This is a genomic window from Streptomyces diastatochromogenes (assembly GCF_002242805.1).
Lineage (GTDB): Bacteria > Actinomycetota > Actinomycetes > Streptomycetales > Streptomycetaceae > Streptomyces > Streptomyces diastatochromogenes.
On sequence record NZ_MCGQ01000050.1, the window covers coordinates 1 to 22,169 of the forward strand.

General features: G+C 71.0%; 14 protein-coding genes. 6 read left to right on the forward strand and 8 right to left on the reverse strand.

Translation table 11 applies throughout. The features are described from left to right. Positions 1-48 precede the first annotated feature (48 nt). Positions 49-1,335, forward strand: coding sequence for a ribonuclease D (locus tag BEK98_RS41200; RefSeq protein WP_094221929.1), 1,287 nt, complete (start codon positions 49-51; stop codon positions 1,333-1,335). Between the two features lie 83 nt (positions 1,336-1,418). Here the strand turns inward: BEK98_RS41200 and BEK98_RS41205 are convergent, their stop codons facing one another. From BEK98_RS41205 to BEK98_RS41215, 3 genes are read right to left on the reverse strand one after another with little or no spacing between them, the layout of a single operon-like run. Next, positions 1,419-2,249 carry a carbohydrate ABC transporter permease gene (locus BEK98_RS41205; protein ID WP_094221930.1) on the reverse strand — a complete coding sequence of 277 codons (831 nt, stop codon included), beginning with the start codon at positions 2,247-2,249 and terminating at the stop codon, positions 1,419-1,421. Then, entirely contained in the window at positions 2,246-3,124 is an 879-nt protein-coding gene (locus BEK98_RS41210) for a carbohydrate ABC transporter permease (RefSeq protein WP_094221961.1), read from the reverse strand. The genes BEK98_RS41205 and BEK98_RS41210 overlap by 4 nt, the downstream gene beginning before the upstream one ends. Continuing rightward, positions 3,124-4,440: an ABC transporter substrate-binding protein gene (locus tag BEK98_RS41215; protein ID WP_094221931.1), complete on the reverse strand. Its 1,317-nt coding sequence runs from the start codon at positions 4,438-4,440 to the stop codon at positions 3,124-3,126. Before BEK98_RS41215 ends, BEK98_RS41210 begins: the two co-directional genes overlap by 1 nt. A 155-nt stretch (positions 4,441-4,595) precedes the next feature. Here BEK98_RS41215 and BEK98_RS41220 point away from each other — a divergent pair, with 155 nt between their 5' ends. The 4 genes from BEK98_RS41220 to BEK98_RS41235 all read left to right on the forward strand — a co-directional run bounded on the left by BEK98_RS41220 (position 4,596) and on the right by BEK98_RS41235 (position 11,467). Further along, positions 4,596-6,965 (forward strand): glycoside hydrolase family 2 protein, encoded by a 2,370-nt coding sequence (locus BEK98_RS41220; protein WP_094221932.1) that lies wholly within the window; start codon positions 4,596-4,598, stop codon positions 6,963-6,965. Then, positions 6,962-7,999: a LacI family DNA-binding transcriptional regulator gene (locus tag BEK98_RS41225; protein ID WP_094221933.1), complete on the forward strand. Its 1,038-nt coding sequence runs from the start codon at positions 6,962-6,964 to the stop codon at positions 7,997-7,999. Before BEK98_RS41220 ends, BEK98_RS41225 begins: the two co-directional genes overlap by 4 nt. Before the next feature lie 118 nt (positions 8,000-8,117). Further along, positions 8,118-9,344, forward strand: coding sequence for a thiolase family protein (locus tag BEK98_RS41230; protein ID WP_094221934.1), 1,227 nt, complete (start codon positions 8,118-8,120; stop codon positions 9,342-9,344). Then, positions 9,341-11,467 carry a 3-hydroxyacyl-CoA dehydrogenase NAD-binding domain-containing protein gene (locus BEK98_RS41235; protein WP_094221935.1) on the forward strand — a complete coding sequence of 709 codons (2,127 nt, stop codon included), beginning with the start codon at positions 9,341-9,343 and terminating at the stop codon, positions 11,465-11,467. The genes BEK98_RS41230 and BEK98_RS41235 overlap by 4 nt, the downstream gene beginning before the upstream one ends. 69 nt (positions 11,468-11,536) lie before the next feature. On the opposite strand, the gene BEK98_RS41240 is transcribed toward BEK98_RS41235, so the two are convergent. Genes BEK98_RS41240 through BEK98_RS41260 form a run of 5 tightly spaced genes read right to left on the reverse strand, consistent with a single transcriptional unit; the run spans position 11,537 to position 20,670 of the window. Next, positions 11,537-13,504, reverse strand: a complete 1,968-nt coding sequence (locus tag BEK98_RS41240) for a DUF8189 domain-containing protein (RefSeq protein ID WP_094221936.1) — start codon at positions 13,502-13,504, stop codon at positions 11,537-11,539. A 49-nt stretch (positions 13,505-13,553) separates the two neighbouring features. Further along, positions 13,554-15,650, reverse strand: coding sequence for a glycosyltransferase family 4 protein (locus BEK98_RS41245; protein ID WP_094221937.1), 2,097 nt, complete (start codon positions 15,648-15,650; stop codon positions 13,554-13,556). Further along, positions 15,647-17,404 (reverse strand): stealth family protein, encoded by a 1,758-nt coding sequence (locus tag BEK98_RS41250; protein ID WP_244202203.1) that lies wholly within the window; start codon positions 17,402-17,404, stop codon positions 15,647-15,649. The genes BEK98_RS41245 and BEK98_RS41250 overlap by 4 nt, the downstream gene beginning before the upstream one ends. A gap of 2 nt (positions 17,405-17,406) precedes the next feature. Next, positions 17,407-19,026 carry a sugar phosphotransferase gene (locus tag BEK98_RS41255; RefSeq protein ID WP_094221939.1) on the reverse strand — a complete coding sequence of 540 codons (1,620 nt, stop codon included), beginning with the start codon at positions 19,024-19,026 and terminating at the stop codon, positions 17,407-17,409. Between the two features lie 15 nt (positions 19,027-19,041). Beyond that, positions 19,042-20,670: a stealth family protein gene (locus BEK98_RS41260; protein WP_244202201.1), complete on the reverse strand. Its 1,629-nt coding sequence runs from the start codon at positions 20,668-20,670 to the stop codon at positions 19,042-19,044. 394 nt (positions 20,671-21,064) lie between these two features. Between BEK98_RS41260 and BEK98_RS41265 the strand changes: the two genes are divergently transcribed. After that, positions 21,065-22,156: an LCP family protein gene (locus BEK98_RS41265; protein ID WP_094221941.1), complete on the forward strand. Its 1,092-nt coding sequence runs from the start codon at positions 21,065-21,067 to the stop codon at positions 22,154-22,156. Positions 22,157-22,169 lie beyond the last annotated feature (13 nt).

Consider the following 22,169-nt stretch of genomic DNA (forward strand, 5'->3'; position numbering starts at 1 on the left):
GGAACGTTCCGTCGACGGGCGCTGTCCACACACGGATACCCTTGACAGGTGACCGACGCCCAAGAGACCGCAGCAGACAGCGCCCTGCGCACCACCGGAGGCACTCCTCCGGACGACGCCGGATCTTCTGTGACGGGGGCGCCGACGCCACTTCTCGAACCCCGCGAGGGCATTCCGCCGGTGATCGCCGAAGAGAACGCCCTCGCCGAGGTGATCGCCGCCTTCGCCGCCGGTTCCGGCCCCGTCGCCGTGGACGCCGAGCGTGCCTCCGGCTACCGCTACGGCCAGCGCGCCTATCTGGTGCAGCTGCGCCGCGAGGGCGCCGGCACCGCGCTGATCGACCCCGTCGCCTGTCCCGACCTGTCCGGTCTGGGCGAGGCGCTGTCCGGCGTCGAGTGGGTGCTGCACGCCGCCACCCAGGACCTGCCCTGCCTGCGGGAAATAGGCATGGTGCCGAGCGTCCTCTTCGACACCGAGCTGGCCGGCCGGCTCGCCGGGTTCCCGCGGGTCGGTCTCGGCGCCATGGTCGAGGGCGTCCTCGGCTTCGTCCTGGAGAAGGGGCACTCCGCCGTGGACTGGTCCACCCGCCCGCTGCCCGAGCCGTGGCTGCGCTACGCCGCCCTGGATGTGGAACTCCTCGTCGACCTGCGGGACGCCCTGGAGAAGGAGCTGGACCGGCAGGGCAAGCTGGAGTGGGCGCGCCAGGAGTTCGACGCGATCGCGTCCGCGCCGCCCGCCGAGCCCCGCAAGGATCCCTGGCGCCGTACGTCCGGCATGCACAAGGTGCGGCGGCGTCGGCAGCTGGGTGTCGTACGGGAGCTGTGGCAGACGCGGGACAGAATCGCCCAGCGACGGGATGTGTCGCCGGGCAAGGTTCTCTCGGACGCGGCCATCGTGGAGGCCGCGCTCTCTTTGCCCGGCAACGTGCATGCGCTGGCCGCGCTGAACGGGTTCGGGCATCGGATGGGGCGTCGGCAGCTGGAGCAGTGGCAGGCGGCGGTGGATCGGGCGAAGGCTTTGACCGAGTCGCAGTTGCCTCAGCCGGGACAGCCGGTCGCCGGGCCGCCGCCGCCTCGGGCCTGGGCCGACAAGGACCCCGCCGCCGCGGCTCGGCTGTCCGCGGCTCGGGCGGGGGTGTCGGCCTTGGCTGAGCAGCTCAACATGCCTCAGGAGAACTTGATCTCTCCGGACACGGTGCGGAGGATCTGCTGGGAGCCGCCGTCTGCCGACGTGAAGGCCGTGGAGGACGCGCTTGCGGGGTTCGGCGCGCGGGCTTGGCAGGTGGAGCAGGTTGCGCCTGTGCTGGTTGCTGCGCTGGCGGGTGCCGGTGCCTAGCCGCCGTAGCGCTTTGTCGCGTACGGCGGCTGCGGGTCGTCTTGAGTTGCTCGCGCAGTTCCCCGCGCCCCTTTGGGGCGCGTTTACCTGGTCGCACCTCTCATGAAGCCGTTGTAGATGAAGCGTTGCAACGCCAGGAAGACGATCAGCGTCGGCAGGATCACCAGGACCGCTCCCGCCGAGATGATCTCCCAGTGGGCGCCGTACGGGCCGCGGAAGCGGAACAGGGACGTCGAGATCACGCCAAGATCCTGGGAGGGCATGTAGAGGAAGGGGATGTAGAAGTCGTTGTAGACGGCTATTCCCTTCACGATCACCACCGTGGCGATCGCCGGTTTCAGGAGCGGGAAGATGATCCGCCGGTAGATGGTGAACGCGTTCGCGCCGTCCAGGCGGGCCGCCTCGTCCAGGGAGATCGGGATCGAGCGGACGAACTGCAGGAAGATGTAGATCGAGACGATGTCCGTGCCCATGTAGAGCGCGATCGGCGCCCAGCGGGTGTCGAAGAGGCCGAAGCTGTTGACGATCTGGAAGGTGGCCACCTGGGTGGTCACGCCGGGGACCAGCGCGGCCAGCAGGAAGAGGGCCACCACCAGCTTCTTGAAGCGGAAGGTGAAGCGGTCGATGGCGTAGGCCGTCATCGAGCCGATCAGGACCGTGCCGCCGATGGCGAACACGACGATGAAGAGCGTGTTCCCGAAGGCCTGGAGCATCCGGCCGTCCTGGAACGCCGTCGCGTAGTTGTGCAGGTTCAGCAGGTCGTCGGGGAGGGTGAGCGCCCCGCTGTCGTCCGCCATCTCCCGCGAGGACTTGAGGGACGTCAGGAGGACGACCCCGAGGGGCAGCAGGACCACGACCGTCGCGGCGATCAGGGTCGCGTACACCAGCGCGCGGGCTGCGATGCGGCGCGTCATACGAGGTCCATCCGGTTGTCGGCGGAGTCGGGTACCAACCGGCGCTGCAGCCAGGTCACCGCCAGGACGATCAGGAGCAGCACGACCGCGGCGGCCGAGGCGAGCCCGGTCTTGTTGTACTGGAAGGCCAGCTTCACGGTCTGTGTCACGAAGGTCTCGGTGCCGGTGGCGCCGCCGGTCATGATGTACGGCACCTCGAAGACCGACAGGGAGCCGGAGACCGAGAGGATCACCGTGAGGGTGACCACCGGTTTGATGCCGGGCGCGATGATGTACCGGAACTGGTGCCAGCGGCTCGCTCCGTCCAGTTCGGCCGCCTCGTACAGCTCGCCGGGGATGGACTGGATGGCGCCGAGGAAGAGGACGAAGTTCAGGCCCATGTAGCGCCAGACGGAGACGCCGGCGAGGGAGATGTTCGCGGAGACCGGGGAACCCAGCCAGGCGTGGTCGGTGTGGACGCCGAACAGGCGCAGCACGGTGTCGAGGGTGCCGCCGTCCTGGAAGAAGTAGAGGAAGACGAAGCCGATCGCCACCCCGTTGATCAGGGACGGGAAGAACAGCACTCCCTTGAAGAAGTTCCGGAAGCGGACCTTGAAGCTCAGGATCGTCGCGAAGTAGAGCGCGGCGACGATCTGGACGGCGGAGGCGACGAGGTAGTAGCCGCTGACGAAGAAGACCTCGAAGAGGTCCTGGCGGGTGAAGATCTCGGCGTAGTTGTGGGCGCCCGTGTAGTGGAGTTCGGGGCTGACGCCGTCCCAGTCGGTGAAGCTGTACGCGACCATGTTGACGATCGGCGCGTAGGTGAAGGTGATCAGGAGGGCGAGGGGGGCGAGCAGGAACAGCCAGGGGGTGAGGGCGCGCGGGAAGTGCCGCATCAGGATCCCGCCGTCCGCTGGGCCTCGGTCCACTTCTTCCCGAGGTCGTTCAGGAAGTCGTCGAGGCTGCCCTTGCGGGCGCCGCGGGCGAGGTCGACCAGCTTCTGCCGGTAGTCGGGGGCGTTGATGCCGACCTCCGACTCGGAGTCGATCAGTTTGACCTTGGCGCCGGCCGTGTCGTCCAGTTCGATGAGCTTCACGCCCGCGTCCTCGTACGGCTTGAGGACCGTGGGCAGAGGGGCGTCCTTCAGCGGGGAGATCGCCAGGTTGTCCTTGTCGTAGCCGGACTTGTCGGTGAACCAGTCGATCCAGGCTCGGGCGGCTTCCTTGTGCGGGGAGTGGACGTTGACGGCCTGGTTGTAGTCGGGGCCGACAACTGCGCAGAATGTTCCGTCCACTTGGGCCGGGAAGGGCATGAAGCCGATGTCGTCGGGGTTCTGGCCGGCCTTCCTGGCCGCGTCCTGGAACTGGATGACCGCCCAGGTGCCGAGCCACTGGGTGGCGATCTTCCCCTTGGCCAACTGGGCCTTCGAAGCCTCCCAGTTGGTGGTCGTCGGGTCGTTCTCGGCGAGGCCCTGGTGGACGATGTCGTAGAGGAGCGTGTCGCCGACGCGCAGGTCCGCGCCCTGGGCCCAGGGGTTGCCCTCGGCCAGCTCGGTGGTGGCGCCGGTGTCGCAGTGGACCGAGCCGTTGACGAAGGTCCAGGACGTCAGGGGCCACTGGGCGGCGAAGTTGGTGTAGTAGGGGACGGCGCCGGTCTTCTGCTTGATCGCCTTCAGGTCGGCGAGGAACTCGGCCGGGGTGGTGGGCCATCGGGTGATCCCGGCCTGCTTCCAGACGCGCTTGTTATAGACGAAGCCGGGGGTGACGCCGATCGGGCTCTGGCCGTAGACCTTGCCGCCGACGGTGGTGAAGCCGGTGAACCGGTACTTCTTCGACCGTTCGGCCCGGGTGCCGAGGGAGGCGAAGAACTTCGGGTAGTCGCTCTTCTTGATGACCCCGGGGATCATCAGGACGTCGCCGTAGTTCTCCGTGTTCATGCGGATCTTGACTTCGGCCTCGTAGTTGGTGAGGGCCTGGAACTTCACCTTCACCTTCGGGTACGTCCTGTTGAACGCGGCCGCGTACCGGTCCATCGTGCCGTCCTGCACGAGGTCGGTGCGCTGGGTGAGGACCGTGATGGTCCCGCTCACCTTCGCCGGGTCGGCGGGTGCCTTGGCGTCGGCGCCCTTGGTCGAGCCTCCTGTACCGGTACAGCCCGCGAGCAGCAGGGCGGCGGCTCCCACGGCGGTGGCGAGGGTCGTACGGCGGTTCATGTGCATCAGCTCCGTATCTGAGGGACGGACGAGCACGTGCGGGGTTGGCTGGTTCGGCACTCTGACAGCGCTTTCTCAACCGGTAAAGTCCCAATCCCGCCAACGATGCGAAAACCACGTCCAGTGCTGGAATAGACCGGTTAAGGGAGTGCCGCATGCTGGAGGCCACACCGCTCACCGAGGGCTGGACCCTGCGCCACGGAGGGCAGGTGCTTCCGGCCCGGGTGCCGGGGTGCGTGCACACCGATCTGCTCGCGGCCGGGGTGATCCCGGACCCCTTCCTCGGCCGGAACGAGACCGAGGTGGCCTGGGTCGGACGACGCGAGTGGACGTACGAGACCGAACTGCGGGCCGCCTCCGGGCATGAGCAGACCGACCTGGTCTTCGAGGGTCTGGACACCGCCGCCGAGATCACCCTGGACGGTCAACTGCTCGGCCGGGTGCGGAACATGCACCGCTCCCACCGCTTCCACGCGACCGGGCTGCGGGGCCGGCTCGCCGTGCGGTTCGCCTCCGCCTACACGGAGGCCGGGGCGGTGCGCGACCGGCTGGGCGAGCGGCCCGCCGCGTACGACGAGCCGTACCAGTACATCCGCAAGATGGCCTGCTCGTTCGGCTGGGACTGGGGGCCCACGCTGGTGACGGCCGGGATCTGGCGGCCGGTGCGGCTTGAGCACTGGTCGACGGCCCGGATCAGCCGGGTGCGCCCGCTGGTGACCGTCGAACAGGGCGCGGGCGCAGTCGAGTTGCATGTGGAGGTGGAGCGGTCCCGGGTGGAGGCCTCGCTCGGCGTCGAGGCCCGGGTGGGCGGCCGGGTGGTGCGGGCCGCGCTGGACGGGTCGAGCGGGGTGGTACGGCTGCGGGTGCCGGACGTGCGGCTGTGGTGGCCGCGCGGCTACGGCGAACAGCCGCTGTACGACGTCGAGTTGACCTTGCTGCATGGCGAGGAGGTGCTGGACGTGTGGCGGCGGCGCATCGGCTTCAGGACCGTCGAGCTGGACCGGCGGCCGGATGCGCACGGCACCGGGTTCACCCTGGTGGTGAACGGGGAGCGGCTGTTCGCGCGGGGCGTGAACTGGATCCCGGACGACGTGTTCCCGTCCCGCGTCACGCGCGAGCGGTACCGGCGGCGCCTCGGGCAGGCGGCCGCCGCGGGCGTGGACCTGGTGCGGGTGTGGGGCGGCGGGATCTATGAGAGCGAGGACTTCTACGACGCCTGCGACGAGCTGGGCCTGCTGGTGTGGCAGGACTTCCCGTTCGCCTGCGCGGCCTACCCGGAGGAGCAGCCGCTGCGCGGCGAGGTGGAGGCGGAGGCCCGGGAGAACGTCGTACGGCTGATGCCGCACCCGTCGCTGGTGCTGTGGAACGGCAACAACGAGAACCTGTGGGGTTTCCGGGACTGGGACTGGGAGCGGCGGCTGGCGGGGAACTCCTGGGGCGAGGGGTACTACCTGGGTGTACTGCCGCGTGTGGTGGCCGAGTTGGACCCGACGCGGCCGTACACGGCGGGCAGCCCGTGGTCGGGTTCCTGGGACCGTCATCCGAACGACCCGGCCCACGGCACCCATCACTCCTGGGAGGTGTGGAACCGGGAGGACTACGCCGACTACGGGCTGACCGTGCCGCGTTTCGTGGCCGAGTTCGGCTGGCAGGCGCCGCCCGCGTTCGCCACGTTGGCGCGTGCGCTGTCCGGGGAGGAGCTCGCGGCGGACTCCCCTGGTGTACTGCACCATCAGAAGGCCGCCGACGGGAACGGGAAGCTGAGGCGAGGCCTTGAGCGTCATTTCGCCTTTCCCGAGGGGGACTTCGACCGCTGGCACTACCTCATGCAGGTCAATCAGGTGAGGGCCGTGGCCGCCGGGATCGAGCACTGGCGGTCGCACTGGCCGGTGTGTGCGGGAACCGTGGTGTGGCAGCTCAACGACTGCTGGCCGGTGACGAGTTGGGCGGCGATCGACGGCGACGGGCGGGAGAAGCCGCTGTATCACGAGCTGAAACGGCTGTACGCGGATCGGTTGCTGACGCTCCAGGTGCGGGAGTCCGGGCTGGTGTTGGCGGCCGCCAATCAGGGGGCGGAGGCGTGGACGGGGGTCGTGAGGCTGCGGCGGATGTCCGTCGAGGGTGGGGCGGTCGGGGAGGCGAGGGTTGAGCTGGGTGTGGAGGCGCGGACGGTGGGGATCGTCGCGGTGCCCCGGGAGTTGGAGCCCGCCGGGGCCAAGGAGTTCCTCGTGGCCGACGCGGACGGACTCAGGGCCGTGCACTTTCCCGTGCCGGATCGTGAAGTCCCCTATCCCCGACCGGAGTTCGACGTGACCGTGGCGCCGGGCGCGGTGACGGTGACGGCCCACACCCTCGTACGGGATCTGCTCCTGCAGGCCGACCGGCTGCAGCCGGAGGCACGGGCCGATCACGGTCTTGTCACCCTGCTCCCCGGCGAACGGGTCACCATCGGTGTGCGCGGCTGGCAGACTCCCGACCCGGCCGCCGCCCGTTCCGCCCTCTACTGCATGGAGCCCGCCGGATGACCTCGACGCCCAGCCCCCGGGTCACGATCAAGGACGTCGCCGCGCGCGCGGGCGTGTCCAAGGGGGCCGTGTCGCTGGCCTTCAACCACAAGCCGGGACTGTCGGAGGCCACCCGGGACCGGATCTTCGCGGCCGCCCGGGAGCTGGGCTGGGCGCCCAGCCTGACCGCCCGGTCGCTGGCGGGGGCCCGCGTCGACGTGGTGGGTCTGGCGATCTGCCGGCCCGCGCAGATGCTGGGGCTCGAACCCTTCTACATGGAGTTCATCTCCGGGGTGGAGAGCGTACTGACGGAGCGTTCCTGCTCGCTGCTGCTCCGGCTCGTACGCAGTCCGGAGGAGGAGGCCGGGCTGCTGGACTCCTGGTGGAAGGGGCGGCAGATCGGCGGGTCGATCCTGGTCGACTTCCGGGCGGACGACCCGCGGGTGGCCGCGGCCGAGCGGCTGGGGCTGCCGGTGGTGGCGGTCGGGCATCCGTCGCTGACCGGCGGGCTCACCTCCGTCTGGACCGACGACGCGACCGCCGTGACCGAGGCCGTGCGCTATCTCGCCGCGCTCGGGCACCGGCGGATCGCCCGGGTCGGCGGGGCGGCGGCCCTCGGCCACACCGGGATCCGTACGGCCGCGTTCGACGAGGCGGCCCGGGTCCTGGAGCTGGCCGGGGCCTGGCAGGTCACCACCGACTACTCGGGGGAGGCGGGGGCGAGGGCCACGCGTTCGCTGCTGACCGCCGCGCCGGTGGACCGGCCGACGGCGATCGTCTACGACAACGACGTCATGGCGGTGGCCGGGCTTTCGGTGGCGGCGGAGATGGGGCTGAGCGTGCCGGGCGATGTCTCGCTGCTGGCGTGGGACGACTCCCAGCTGTGTCGGCTGACGCATCCGACGCTGTCGGCGATGAGCCATGACGTGCACGGGTTCGGGGCGGATGCGGCGCGGACGTTGTTCGGGGTGATCACGGGGGAAGGACCTGGGTCGCATCCTGTACCGACTCCGGTACTGACTCCGAGAGGTTCGACGGCACCTCCGAAGATGTGACGTTCACCGCTCCCCCCTGCAGGACTGGGCAGCTACGTTACTCATAAGTAGCATGGGGCCTGAGCGCGCGCTCAGCGCATCGCAGCAGTGCCATCCCGCACCCTGGAGGAGAGCCATCGTGCCTCGTACCGTCAGGGATGTCGTCTTCGTAGACGGCGTCCGCACCCCGTTCGGCAAGGCGGGCCCGAAGGGCATCTACCACGAGACCCGCGCCGACGACCTCGTCGTGAAGGCGATCCGGGAGCTGCTGCGCCGCAACCCCGGCCTGGACCCGAAGAAGATCGACGAGGTCGCCATCGCCGCGACCACGCAGATCGGTGACCAGGGCCTGACCCTCGGTCGTACGGCCGGCATCCTCGCCGGTCTGCCGCAGTCGGTTCCCGGCTACTCCATCGACCGCATGTGCGCCGGCGCCCTGACCGCCGTGACGACCACCGCCGGTTCGATCGCGTTCGGCGCCTACGACGCCGTCATCGCCGGTGGTGTGGAGCACATGGGCCGCCACCCGATGGGCGAGGGCGTGGACCCGAACCCGCGCTTCGTCAGCGAGAAGCTGGTCGACGAGTCCGCCCTGTTCATGGGCATGACCGCGGAGAACCTGCACGACCGCTACCCGACGATCACCAAGCAGCGCGCCGACGAGTACGCCGTGCGCTCGCAGGAGAAGGCCGCCAAGGCGTACGCCGACGGCAAGATCCAGCAGGACCTGGTGCCGATCTCGGTGCGCCGCACCAACCCCGAGGCCGGCGAGACGGGCTGGGGCCTGGTCACGGCCGACGAGCCGATGCGTCCGGGCACCACCCTGGAGAACCTGTCGGGTCTGAAGACGCCGTTCCGCGTCCACGGCCGGGTCACCGCGGGCAACGCGGCCGGTCTGAACGACGGCGCCACCGCCTCGATCATCGCGAGCGAGGACTTCGCCCGCGAGCACAACCTGCCGGTGAAGATGCGTCTCGTCTCGTACGCCTTCGCGGGCGTGGAGCCGGAGGTCATGGGCTACGGCCCGATCCCGGCCACCGAGAAGGCCCTGGCGCAGGCCGGTCTCTCCATCGAGGACATCAACCTCTTCGAGATCAACGAGGCCTTCGCCGTCCAGGTGCTCGCCTTCCTGGAGCACTACGGCATCGCCGACGACGACGCGCGCGTCAACCAGTACGGCGGCGCCATCGCGTACGGCCACCCGCTGGCCTCCTCCGGCGTCCGTCTGATGACGCAGCTGGCCCGCCAGTTCGAGGAGCAGCCGGAGGTCCGCTACGGCCTCACGACCATGTGCGTCGGCTTCGGCATGGGCGCCACGGTCATCTGGGAGAACCCGCACCACAAGGACGCCGGAGGCGACAAGTGAGCACCACCGAACTCCTGAAGGGCGCCGCCGAGCTGTTCCCCGACGAGGTCGTGACGTCGGCGCACGTACGCCACCTCGACCTCCCGTTCGGTGCCGGGCGCTTCGCGCTGATCACGCTGGACAACGGCCTGGACCACACCAAGCCGACCACCTTCGGCCCGGCCTCGCTGGCGAACCTCAACACCGCCGTCGACCAGGTCGAGAAGGAGGCGGCCGAGGGCACGATCGTCGGTGTCGGTGTCACCGGCAAGCCGTTCATCTTCGCGGTCGGCGCCGACCTCAAGGGCGTCGAGCTGCTGAAGAAGCACGAGGACGCGCTGGCCATCGGCAAGGGCGGCCACGAGGTGTTCAAGCGCCTCGCGGGCCTGGCCGTGCCGACCTTCGCCTACTACAACGGCGCCGCCATGGGCGGTGGCGTCGAGGTCGGTCTGCACTGCACGTACCGGACCGTCTCGAAGGCCATCCCGGCGTTCTCCCTGCCCGAGGTCTTCCTGGGCCTGGTCCCGGGCTGGGGCGGCTGCACGCTGCTGCCGAACCTGATCGGCGCCGACAAGGCCGTCTCGGTGATCATCGAGAACAGCCTCAACCAGAACAAGCAGCTCAAGGGCCAGCAGGTCTTCGACCTCGGTATCGCGGACGCGATCTTCGAGGGCGCCGACTTCCTGGAGCAGTCGCTGATCTGGACCGCGAACGTCCTCAAGGGCGACATCGAGGTCGAGCGTCCGGTGATCGACCGCGGCGAGGCCTGGGACCAGGCCGTCGCCAAGGGCCGCTTCATCGCGGACTCCAAGGTGCACGGGGCCGCTCCGGCCGCCTACCGCGCCCTGGACATCGTCGCGGCCGCCAAGAACGGCGACCTGCAGCAGGGCTACGACGCCGAGGACGTCGCCCTCGCCGACCTCATCATGGGCGGCGAACTGCGCTCCGGCATCTACGCGTTCAACCTGGTGCAGAAGCGCGGCAAGCGTCCCGCGGGCGCCCCGGACAAGAACCTGGCCCGCCCGGTCACCAAGGTCGGCGTCGTCGGCGCCGGTCTGATGGCCAGCCAGCTCGCGCTGCTCTTCCTGCGCCGCCTGGAGGTGCCGGTCGTCCTGACCGACATCGACCAGGAGCGCGTCGACAAGGGTGTGGGCTATGTCCACGCCGAGATCGAGAAGCTGCTCGGCAAGGGCCGGATCAACCAGGACAAGGCCAACCGCCTCAAGGCGCTGGTGACCGGTGTCCTGGACAAGGCCGAGGGCTTCTCGGACGCCGACTTCATCATCGAGGCGGTCTTCGAGGAGATCGGCGTCAAGCAGCAGGTGTTCGCGGAGGTCGAGGCGGTCGCCCCGGCGCACGCGATCCTCGCCACCAACACCTCCTCGCTGTCCGTGTCGGAGATGGCGTCGAAGCTGCAGCACCCCGAGCGGGTCGTCGGCTTCCACTTCTTCAACCCGGTCGCGGTCCTGCCGCTGCTGGAGATCGTCCGCGGCGAGAAGACGGACGACGCCTCGCTGGCCACCGCGTTCGCCGTCGCCAAGAAGCTGAAGAAGACCGCGGTCCTCACCAAGGACGCCCCGGCGTTCGTCGTGAACCGCATCCTCACCCGCTTCATGGGCGAGATCCAGAACGTCATCGACGAGGGCACCCCGGTCGAGGTCGCCGAGAAGGCCGTCGAGCCGCTCGGTCTGCCGATGTCCCCGCTGGTGCTGCTGGAGCTGGTCGGCCCCGCGATCGGTCTGCACGTCTCGGAGACCCTCAACCGGGCCTTCCCGGACCGCTTCACGGTCTCCCCGAACCTCGCGGCCGTCGTCAAGGCGGGCAAGCGCGGCTTCTACGTCTACGACAGCGGCAAGCCGGAGCTGGACCCGGAGGTCGCGGCGCTGCTGCAGCAGGGCGACTCCGTCCTGACCGAGGAGCAGGTGCGCGACCGGGTGCTGGACGCGGTGGCGCAGGAGATCGGGCTCATGCTCGACGAGGGCGTCGTCGCCGAGGCCCAGGACATCGACCTGTGCCTGATCACGGGCGCCGGCTGGCCCTTCCACCTGGGCGGCATCACGCCGTACCTGGACCGCGAGGGTGTCTCGGAGCGCGTGAACGGCAAGAAGTTCCTGGCTCCGGGCGTGGCGTCGGTTCCGGCGTAACACCGAAGCACATGACAGAGGGCCTCCGCTTCCGGGCGGAGGCCCTCTGTCATGTGCGAGACGTGGCGTTCAGGCGAGCCAGGGCCCCAGCGGGCTGCCCACCGCCGGCGACAGCTGGCGGCGGACGTGCAGCTGTCCGTCGGTGCCGATGACGGCCACGACCAGGGCGCCCGCGGCGTCGTACGCCAGGGCCGGGGCGTGGGCGACCATCTCGCCCGACTCGTTCCAGTGCGTCCCGGAGACGTTCTTGTCGCGGTCCGGCAGGGAGACGACGAGCCGGCCGCGGCTGCCGCGATGGGCCAGGAAGGCCTCGCGGGCGCCGCGTTCGGGGGCCCACAGCGCGGCGACGGCGCCCGTGCCCCCGTGGCCGCCGAGTCCGGCGCCGGAGCCCGGCCAGCGACCGTCGGCGTGCTGGCGGTAGGCCATGACCTGCTGGGTGCCGGCCTCCCGGAAGTAGAGGCAGGTACGGCCGCCGCCCGAGTCGACGGCGGTGATCCCGCCGGTCGCCGGCCGGCCCGTCTGCAGGGTCTCGTCGAGCAGGAAGGGACCACCGGGTTCGGCCTGGTGCCAGCGCCACACGGTGTTCTTGCCCGGCACGTACAGCTCCACGGTGCCCCGCTCGGTGACCAGCGCGGTGCCGGCGTCCTGGACGAAGCTGCCGCCGATCGCCTCCCAGGGGGACCAGGTGCCGTCGGTGTCCCGGCGGCGGACGGCGATGCCCTGGTCGAAGGTGCGGACGAAGACGTACAGCCGGCCGGCCGCGTCGACCGCCGCCGAGGGAACGCCCACCTCGCGCTGACGGCGGCCGTCGCCGTGCGCCCAGTCGGGGTTCTCCAGGGTCTGCCAGCCGCTGAAGCCGTTGCCGCCGGGGTCCTGGACCGTGTGCACGACGTCCACGGTCACCCCGCTGCCGACGACGTTCTGGCGGCGCAGGGCCACGAGTTCGGCCGGGCCGCCCGGCAGGCCGGTGACGGCGAGCGTGGGCGCGATCCAGCCGTCACCGAGGACGAAGGGCCCCTTCCACTCGCCGCTCGCCGGACCGGTCTCCGTCCAGAAGGCGAGCCGGCCGGCCAGCACCCCGAAGGCGTTGAGCCGCCCGCCCGGCCCCAGCCGCAGCCAGTCGGTCGTCGGGGAGTAGCGGTAGGCGGCGCTCCGCATGTGCGTGCTGCGGTACGGGTTCGGCCCCAGCTGCCGGTCGCCACAGGTCTGGCAGGTGCCGTGCGGGCAGACCGTGGGGGCGTCGAGGCCGCCGTACGTGGCCAGGTACTCGCCCTTCTCCGTGACGGCGGCCGAGTCGAGGTTGTAGCCCCAGAAGCGGTTGGCGTAGGCGCGGTAGTGCTCGACGACCGGGGTGTGGCCCGCCTCCCGGTGCCGGGTGAGGGCGGCGAGCGCGAACTGCGCGGCGGTGGTGTGGTCGACGTGGTCGGAGCAGACGAACTCGCTGCGGCCGCCGTCGTGTTCGGGGTCGGGGTCCATGGTGCGCACCGTGCTGGGGCGGGCGTGGCCCAGGAGCGCGGTCAGGGCGGCGATCACCTGCTCGCGGGTGATGTGCTGGACCTCTCCGACGGTGCAGCCGTGCACCGGCAGCGTGGGCTGGGTGCGCAGGGCGCCCTCCCACAGTTCGTGGAGCCGGGTGCGGGTGCCGCGCTCGGTGGGGGCGCCCTGGTGCAGCTGCAGGAAGTAGAGGCAGACGGAGTCGTGGTCGACGAGTGTGAACCGCTCCGCGGCGAACCCGGGCACGAGGTCGACGGGTTCGCGCCGCCAGGGGTGGTCGCGGTCGCCGGTGGCCATCCGGGCGTAGGCGGAGCGCAGCCCGCAGCCGCGCTCGGTGCTGTACCGGGCGAAGTCCGGCGGCACGGCGCGGCGCTGCGGTTCGTCGGTGTCGACGTTGATGCCGTCGCCCTCCCCCGCGGTGAGGATCACGGTGGTGATCCGGTCGCCGTCCTGCAGGGAGCGCACCAGGTCGGGGTTCATGAAGTACAGGTCGTCGTCCTGGTGGGCGACGATGTGGAGGATCGAGCGGGTGGTCGTGGTCATCGGGCCTCCTCGGGCGTCGGGTTCACCAGGGTTCTCGGGGCGGTCGGGCTCATCGGTCCACCACGTTCATCGCCATGGCGCCCGACGCCGAACAGTACGGCCGTACCCACACCGGGCGGGACGGGTGGACCACGACATGCGCGGAGGCCTCCTCGCCGACCAGCGGGACGGACGGGTAGACGAACGCGCCCTTGACGTCGGGGAAGTCCTCCAGCAGGTGGCAGACGCGCACCTTGCGGCGGTCGAACGGGTCGGGCTGCAGCCACCAGTCCCAGTCCTCCCAGCGCTCCAGGCGGTGGTCGACGACCCGGCGCAGCGGCGCCGCCGCCCGGAACGACTGACGGCCCAGGACCTCGACGGGCACGGAGAAGCTGCCCCCGTGCCGGCCGCGGCGGCTGACGATGAACAGGGCGCCCGGCTCGATCCGCCGTCCGCCGCACAGCACGCCCCGCACGGTGATGGCGCCGTCCGCCACCTCCACGCCGGTGCACTCGGCGTGTTCCTCGCGCAGCAGCGTGCGCAGCATCAGCCGGCCGTTGGGCTGGGCGTAGGGCAGGTTCCAGCCGACCGGGCCGGTCGGGGGGCGGGCGACGAGGCGGGCGCGGGCGTCGATGAGGGCGCGGGTGTCGCGGACGCCGGCCTTCATGTGGACGGACGACGCCTTGGCGGACGCCATGGTCACCTGCCAGCGTCCGTCACCGAGGTCGTCGAGGGCCGCCGGGGTGAGGACGGCGGTGTAGCGGGTGCCGCCGTTGTCCAGGTCCGTGCGGGAGGTGCGCAGCGGGAGGTCGGGGCGGCGGTCGCCGTCGGTGGGCTTGTGGCGCAGCACGAACTGCCAGCGGCGGCGGCCCTCGCCGGGCCCGTCGGCGGCGAAGCGCAGGTAGCCGGCGTCGTCGGCGGTGACGTCCACGGTGGCCGCGCCGAGGGCGGCCGGGGGCACGGTGAGCTGCTCGGTCGCGGCCTTGCGGGGTCCGGCGGGGGCGCGGTAGCCGCGCTCGGCGGCGGCGCGGCGGCGGGCGGCGTCCTCGAACAGCTCCAGGTAGCGGTCGGCCACGGCCGACGGGTCGAAGCGGGCGGCGTTGCGCAGCGCGGCGGCGCCCATGGCGCGGCGCAGCGGCTCGTCGGCCATGAGGCGGCGCAGGCCCCAGGCGATGCCCTCGACCTCGCCGTTGGGCACGAGGAAGCCGTCCTCGCCGTCGGCCAGGATCTCGCGGGGGCCGACGGGGCAGTCGGTGGAGACCACGGGCAGTCCGCAGCGCATCGCCTCGACCAGCGTCATGCCGAAGGACTCCGCGCTGGAGGTGACGGCCGCAATGGAGCCCTTGGCCCACTCGGACTCGATCGGCGAGAAGCCGCCCATGAACAACACCCGCCCGGTCAGGCCCAGTTCGGTGACCAGGCCGCGCAGCCTGCCGGCCTCACCGCCGTCGCCGTAGATCCGCAGCTGCCAGTCGGGGAACTCCTCGGCCAGCTCGGCGAAGGCGCGGATCAGCAGGTCGTAGCGCTTGATCGGGTGCATGCGGCCCGCGCTGACGACGACCTTGCGCGAGCAGTCCGAGGGCTCGACGGACGGCTCGGGCACGCTGTTGGGGATGCCGACCACGGGGATGCCGGGGATCGGTGTGTTCTCCATGAAGGAGTGGGCGTCGGCGTCGGTGACCGTGGTGATCCCGTCCAGCCGCGGGTAGACCCGGGCCATCTCCGCGCGCACCGCCGGCGGGATGGCCAGGTGGGTCATGTGCTCCTGGGCGACGCGCAGGGCGCCGTCGCGGGTGTGGGCGGCGACGAAGAGGTTGAGGCTGGGCCGGGTGCCGATCACCACGTCGGCGGACGTCTTCTGCAGTTCGCGGATGATGCGCCCGTCGGTGAACTTGCTGTACTGCGCGTAGAACTCCTCCTGGCGCGGTACGACCTCGCTGGGTTCGTCGCTGCCCGCGGCGCCGCGGTCGGCGGAGCCCGGGCGCAGGTCGACGAGGGCGCGGACGGTGACGCGCGGGGAGATCTCGAACTTGGTGGCGGTGGCGCGCCGGAAGACCGACACGATCTCCACCTCGTGCCGGACGGCGAGCGCCTCGGCGAGGTTGATGACGGTGCGGTTGGTCCCGCCGATGCCATAGATGTTGTTGATCAGGAAGGAGATCTTCACCGGACCTCGCCCTCCCGGCGCTCGAAGGGACTCGGCACCGGGTAGTAGGCGCGCAGGAACGTGTCGAGCATCCGTGTCTGGCGGTCGATGTCGTGACCGTCGGAGAGGGTGTCGTTGATGCAGAACGCCTGCCGGTCACGGCGGGCGAGCAGGATGCCGAGCCGGCGCTGGATCTCCGGCTTGGCGAGGTCGAGGTAGGCGAAGGTGATGTTCGAGGGCACGGCACGACCGGTGAAGTAGGCGTAGTAGTGGTACAGGGAGGACGGGATGGAGATGTCGGTGGCGCTGCGGAAGCGGCTGTGCGAGGTGTTCCAGTGCTCCTCGGCGAACTCGCGCTCGATCTCGTGCAGCACGCTGCGCCGCAGCGCGTAGGGGGCGTGCCGCAGCTTCTGCACGATGGCGGTGCCGAAGTGCTCCAGCAGCAGGCGCCGGTTGTTCTTCCCGGCCGCGTCGACCGGGCGGTCCACGGGGCTGAGGTCCCAGCGGGGCACCTGGGACGGGGAGAAGAAGGTGCGGGTCATGCCGTTGGACAGGAAGAAGTCCTGCGGGGTGACGGGGCTGCCCAGGAACATGTCGTCGTTGAAGTAGAGGAAGTGCTCGGACAGGCCCTTGATGTGGTGCAGGCGGCTCTCGATGGCGTGCGAGTTGAAGGTGGGCAGCGCGGACGGGTCCTCGAAGATCTCCGCGTGGTCGACGACCGTGAGGCGCGGGTGGCCGTCGTTCAGCCAGGCGGGGCGCTGGCGGTCCGTCACCACGTAGACGTGCCGCACCCAGGGGGCGTTCTGCTCCAGCGCGCGCAGGGAGTAGCGCAGTTCGTCGCGGCTGATGTAGCGGGCCGCGTTCGCGGACTCGGTGTGGTAGCCGCCCGCGCCGTAGGCGCCGCGCCGCCGCTGCCAGTCGGGGTCGCTGCCGTCGACCCAGGTGTAGACGACGTCCACGGGGAAGCGCACGTCCTCGGGCAGGGGGTCGGCACAGGGCCGGATGGTGCGCACCGCGCGGGTGCGGCGGGTGTGCAGGGCGGCGAAGCCGGTGAGCCGGCTCACGGGGACGGTGACACGGGGCTCGTCGAGGGCGACGTCCTCGGTGACGCGGTTGGGCCGCGGGGCGAGCAGGCGGCCGTCCTCGGGCCGCCAGAACTCGATGTCGCAGCCGTGCTCCAGGCCCAGGACCAGGGAGCCCGCCGGGTCGCTCCACACCATGCCGACCCGCAGCACGGCGGCCCGGCGGACCAGTTGCCGGCCGCCGCGCGAGCCGGCCAGCGCGGTGTGGCCCTGCGCGGCCTCGCCGCGGCAGGCGCGCAGGTAGACGGGGCTGTGTTCGGCGCAGCGCTCCAGCACCTGGCCGACCCGGGCGCGGTCGGCCTCGGCGACGGCGAGGCAGGAGCGGAAGTCGGAGGTGCCGCGTACGGCGAAGTAGTCGACGCCGGCCTCCTCCAGGGCGGTGACGACGAGTTCGAGGTTGGCCTCGCGCAGGCCCAGCGGCGACACGGTCGGCCGGACCAGGGCGATCCGGGCGCCGTGCCCCGCGAGGACGGCGAGCCGCTCGCCCGCGCCGAACAGGTGCGGCCAGCGGCGGCGGGCCCGCGCGCCGCGCAGCAGCCGGGCGCCCAGGTTGACGGTGTGCAGCCGGCGCAGCAGCTGCTTGAGCACCATGCGCAGGCCCATCGGCACCCGGCGTGCGATACGGCGTCTGAGGCCCGCGGGAACCAGGGTGCGGTACGCCCCGACCGCGGCGGAGGCCTCGGCGTTGCCCATGCTCACGGCTGGTCGCCCGCCTCGTCGGTGTGGTGGTGGTCGCGCTCGAAGACGCTGGGGACCGGGAAGTAACGGTGCAGGAAGCGCACGACGGCCTGGGTGCCGCCGCGGACGCGCGCCTCCTCGGTGCCGAGGCCGAAGAGCTGGATCTGCTGGGTGTCGCGGCGGACCAGGAGGCGTTCCAGATGGGTGCCGATGTCGGGGAGCGCCGCGTGCAGCGCCACCGACGCCTCGCCGGAGGGGTCGGCCAGTCCGGCGGTGTGCCCGAAGTGGTGGACCACGCCGTCCAGGGGGTGTGTGCCGGGTACGGCGGGCAGCCGCTGTCCGTCGTCGAGGGGCAGCGGCGCGGCGCCGGAGCCCCTGAGCCGGGCCAGCGTCTCGGCGCGGTGCGGCTGCGGGCCGTGCGCGTAGCCGTGGGCGGTGACCCGGCCGGTGGCCGCGTACGCGGTACGGGTCCAGGGGGCGAAGGACTCCTGGGCGTTCCAGGGGCCGCGCCGCGGGCGGGTCGAACCGCTCGGGGTGAAGTAGTCGAAGGGGCGGACCGGCCGGCCGAGCAGGGCTCCGGGACGCAGCAGCAGGAAGTGCTCCGCGAGATCCGGCAGTTGGTGCAAATGCCACTCCGAGCCCGGCCGGGCGCGGACCACGGTGAGCCGGTCGTCGGCCCGCAGCCAGGCCGGCGGCTCCGCCTCGGCGACCAGGTGGACGACGTCGGCCCAGGGGGCGTACTGGTGCAGGGAGCGCAGGGCGGCCCGCAGCAGCTCCTCGCCCCACGGGGTCGGGTGCTGCCACAGCAGGACCGCGTCGACGGGGAAGGTGATCTCCTCCAGGCGCGGGACGTCGAAGTTCTCCAGCGTGATCGTCGGCTCCAGGTCGCCGTCGATGTCGCAGTAGCCGGACAGCCGGTCGAGGCCGATCTCGACGCCGGGGGCGTCACTGGGCACGGCGCGCTGGACCCGGTTGGGGCGCGGGCCGATCAGCCGCTCGGCGGGCAGGTCGGTGTTGGCGGTCCAGAACTCGATCTCGACGCCCTGGTCCTCGCCCACCCAGAGGTTCCCGGTGGGCTCGGTGCGTAGCCAGGTCAGGCGGATCACCTTGGCCTTGCCGTAGTGCTTCCACGCCTTCACATGGCTGCCCGGGACGTCCCGGGTGTCGTTCTGGGCGGGCGAGACGGAGACGACGTAGCCGGTGTGCTCCTCCAGCAGCGCGCGCAGCACGCGGCGGACGGCGCCCTTGTCCTGCTGGTCGACGGCCAGGCAGATGCGGCGGTCGTCGAGCGCCGGGACCGCGAACCAGGGGATGTCGGCGGCGTCCAGGGCCTGGGTGACCAGGTCGTGGTCGAGCCGGCGGGCCCGGTCGGCGGTGAGGCCGGTGTGCACATGGCCGACCCGGCCGTCGGGTGCCTGGGTACGGCGCTCGGAGTGACCGAACTCCGCCCTGCGCACCCGGCGCAGGGCCCTGCGGTGCAGCCGTGCCTCGCGGCGGCTCAGGGTGCGGGCGAGCTGCCGCTTGACCTTGCGCCGCACACCCACGGGCACCGTGGTGGCGGCGGCGGAGCGCACCGGCTGGGGGACGAGGCGTTTGTAGACGTTGACCGCGGAGCTCATGGACGTCGGGTCCGACACGTCATGAACTCCGTTTCATCGCTCGTGGGGGCTGGGGGTGGGGAAGTAGGAATCGAGGAAGCCGTCCAGCAGCTCCTGTTGTGCCTCGATGTCCTCGGGTGTCGAGAAGGCGTCGTTGAGACAGAAGGAGTCCTGGTCGCGGCCGTCGAGCAGCCGTTGCAGCCGGTCCGCCAGGTCCGGCACGGCCAGCTGGAGGTAGGTGAAGGGCATCGAGCCCGGTTGGGCCCGGCCGGTCAGCGCCGCGTAGTAGAGCGCGAAGGACGAGGTCGGCGACAGGTCGGTCATCGCCCGGAACCTGCTGCCCGCGGTGCGTGCCCAGGCCTCCGGGAAGTCCTGCTCGGCCTCCTCCATCGCCGAGCGGCGCAGCGCGTACGGGATGTGCTCCATCGGCTGGGTGATGACCTTGCCGAAACGTTCCTTCAATAGGGCGCGGTTGTTCTTGCACGCCGCGTCGACCGGGGTGTCGGTCTCCGTGACCGGGCCCTGCGGGATGCGGTTGCGCGAGGGGAAGTAGCGGGCCGTGCCGTTCGGCGTGAAGAAGGCGTGCGGGGCCACCGGCCGGCCCATGAACATGTCGTCGTTGAAGTACAGGAAGTGCTCGGCCAGGCCCTCGATGTGGTGCAGCTGCGACTCGATCGCGTGCGAGTTGAACACGGGCAGCACCGACCGGTCGCGGAAGATCTCCCGGTGGGTGGCGATGCGCAGTCCGGGCACACCCTCGCGCAGCCAGGCCGGGACCTGGTCGTCGGTGACGATGTAGATGTTGCGGATCCACGGCGCGAACAGGTGCAGGGAGCGCACCGAGTAGCGCAGTTCGTCGCGGCTGATGAAGCGGGCGTCGCTGGCGGACTCCGCGTGGTAGACCTCGCCCTTCGCCTGCGCCTTGCGCTGCTGCCAGGCGGGCTCGTTGCCGTCGACCCAGGTGTAGACGGCGTCGACGGGGAAGGCGATGTCGTCCGCGCAGTTCACCAGGAACTCGGGGCGCGTGGGCAGCGCGGGCGCGAGGTGGCGCGGGGTCCAGTCGGAGACGAACCGGCTGAACAGCCGGGCGGAGCCCAGGACGTTCCCGCCGTCGGCGGCGACGGCCCAGGTGGCGCGGTTGGCGCGGGGCGCGAGGAGGTACGTGCCCTGCCGCTGCCAGAACTCGATGGCGCAGCCGTACTCGTGCCCGAGCAGCAGATGCCGGCCCGGGTCGGTGCGGGACCAGCTGATCTGCAGGACGCGCGCGCCGGTGACGTCACGCCAGGCCCGGGGATCGCGGGAGGAGACGGGCTTGGCCGGCCGGGGCGCGTCCGGGTCGATCACGCTGAGGTGGCCCGGGTACTGGCCGAGCCCGCGGAACACCACGCCGAGCACCCGGTCCCGGTCCTCCTCGGCGACGGCGACGACCGTGCCGTGGTCGGAGGTGCCGCGTACGGCGAAGTGCGGGACGCCCGCCGAGTCGAGCAGGGCGGTGAGCGCGGAGCGGTTGGCCTCGCGGGCGGAAAGCGGTGTCAGTCCCGGCTCGACATAGACGTCGCCGTGCTCCGCGGTGACCGTGGTGGGCCCGGCCTCGGCGGGACGCCGCGGTGCTGCTGCTCCTCGCGGGGTACGGCCCACCTGGCCGGCCCCCTGCCGGAGAGCATGATCGGAGACGGTCGTCACGCCGCTCGCCCCCCACGGGCCGACGCACGCACCAGCACAGCCACCCCTCCCTCTCCTCACCCGGACCAGACCAAGGGCGAGTACCGGTGGTCGCTCGCCCTCGTGCCCCCCGGCTCGATTCGCGACCACGTCGACGCGACGGCACGAGGCCGTAGCGGTTCATACCGAAAATTTAACCTTCACAGGACCGGCACATCTCATCAAGCGCTTACATGGCTGTCAACTTGATCCGTAAATGACAGAAAACACATACAACCCTTACGTCTCGTTGAACGTCTGATGACCGGTGGATGTCTGTCCACCACCGCAGACGGGCCCGGTCCAACCCCCCCACTCGTGCCCTGAGCTGCTGAGTACCGCGGCATCGAGCCGGCACGAGAGAGGAACCGAGGCAATGACGGACGCCCTGACGGATACGGGCCCCCGGAGATCACGGCGGGCGCCGGCGGGCCGCCGGGCCAAACCGCCACGGCGGCGCCGGCGCGTGTGGCGCTGGATAGCGCTGAGTCTCGTCCTGCTCGTGCTGGCCGCGGGCGGCGTCGGCTACTGGCTCTACAACGACCTCAACGGCAACATCAAGGGCGTCGACCTGGAGAAGGCGATCGGCGACGACCGGCCGCGGAAGCTGCCCACCTCGGGGCAGAACCTCCTGGTCCTCGGCTCCGACTCACGGTCCGGCGCCAACGCCTCGCTGGGCACGGGCAATGTCTCCGGGGCGCGCTCGGACACCGCGCTGGTGATCCACATACCGGAGGGACGTAAGAAGGCGGTTGCCGTGAGCATCCCGCGCGACACCCTGGTGACCCGGCCCGAGTGCACCGGGAAGGACGGCTCCGCGCTGCCGTCCGCGAAGCGTGTGATGTTCAACTCGGTCTACTCGCTCGCCGGTCCGGCCTGTGTGGTCAAGACCGTCGAGCAGATGTCCGGGGTGCGGATGGACCACTTCGTGGAGATCGACTTCGCGGGCTTCAAGGGGCTCGTGGACGCGATCGGCGGGGTCACCGTCACCGTGGACCAGGACATCCACGACAAGTCCAGCGGACTGGACCTGAGCGCGGGCACCCACCGGCTCGACGGCACGCAGTCCCTGCAGTTCGTCCGGACCCGGCACGGCATCGGCGACGGCAGCGACCTCGGACGCATAGGCCTCCAGCAGCAGTTCCTGATCGCCCTGCTGAGCGAGATCAAGAAGCAGGACCTGCTGGGCAGCCCCACCAAGGCCTTCCGGATCGCCGACAAGCTCACCGAGTCGCTCACCACCGACTCGGGCCTCGCCTCCCTCACCAAGCTCGCCGACTTCGGGCGCAGCATGAACGGCGTCGACCCGTCCACCATGGAGACGATCATGCTGCCGGTGCGGTACGACACCCAGGACCCGAACCGCGTCGTGGCCGCCCAGCCGCAGGCCGGCCAACTGTGGCAGGCGCTGCGCAAGGACCAGGAGATTCCCGAGTCGGCGAAGAAGTCGCCCGCGACGGGAGGTTAGGGCCCCTGCCCCG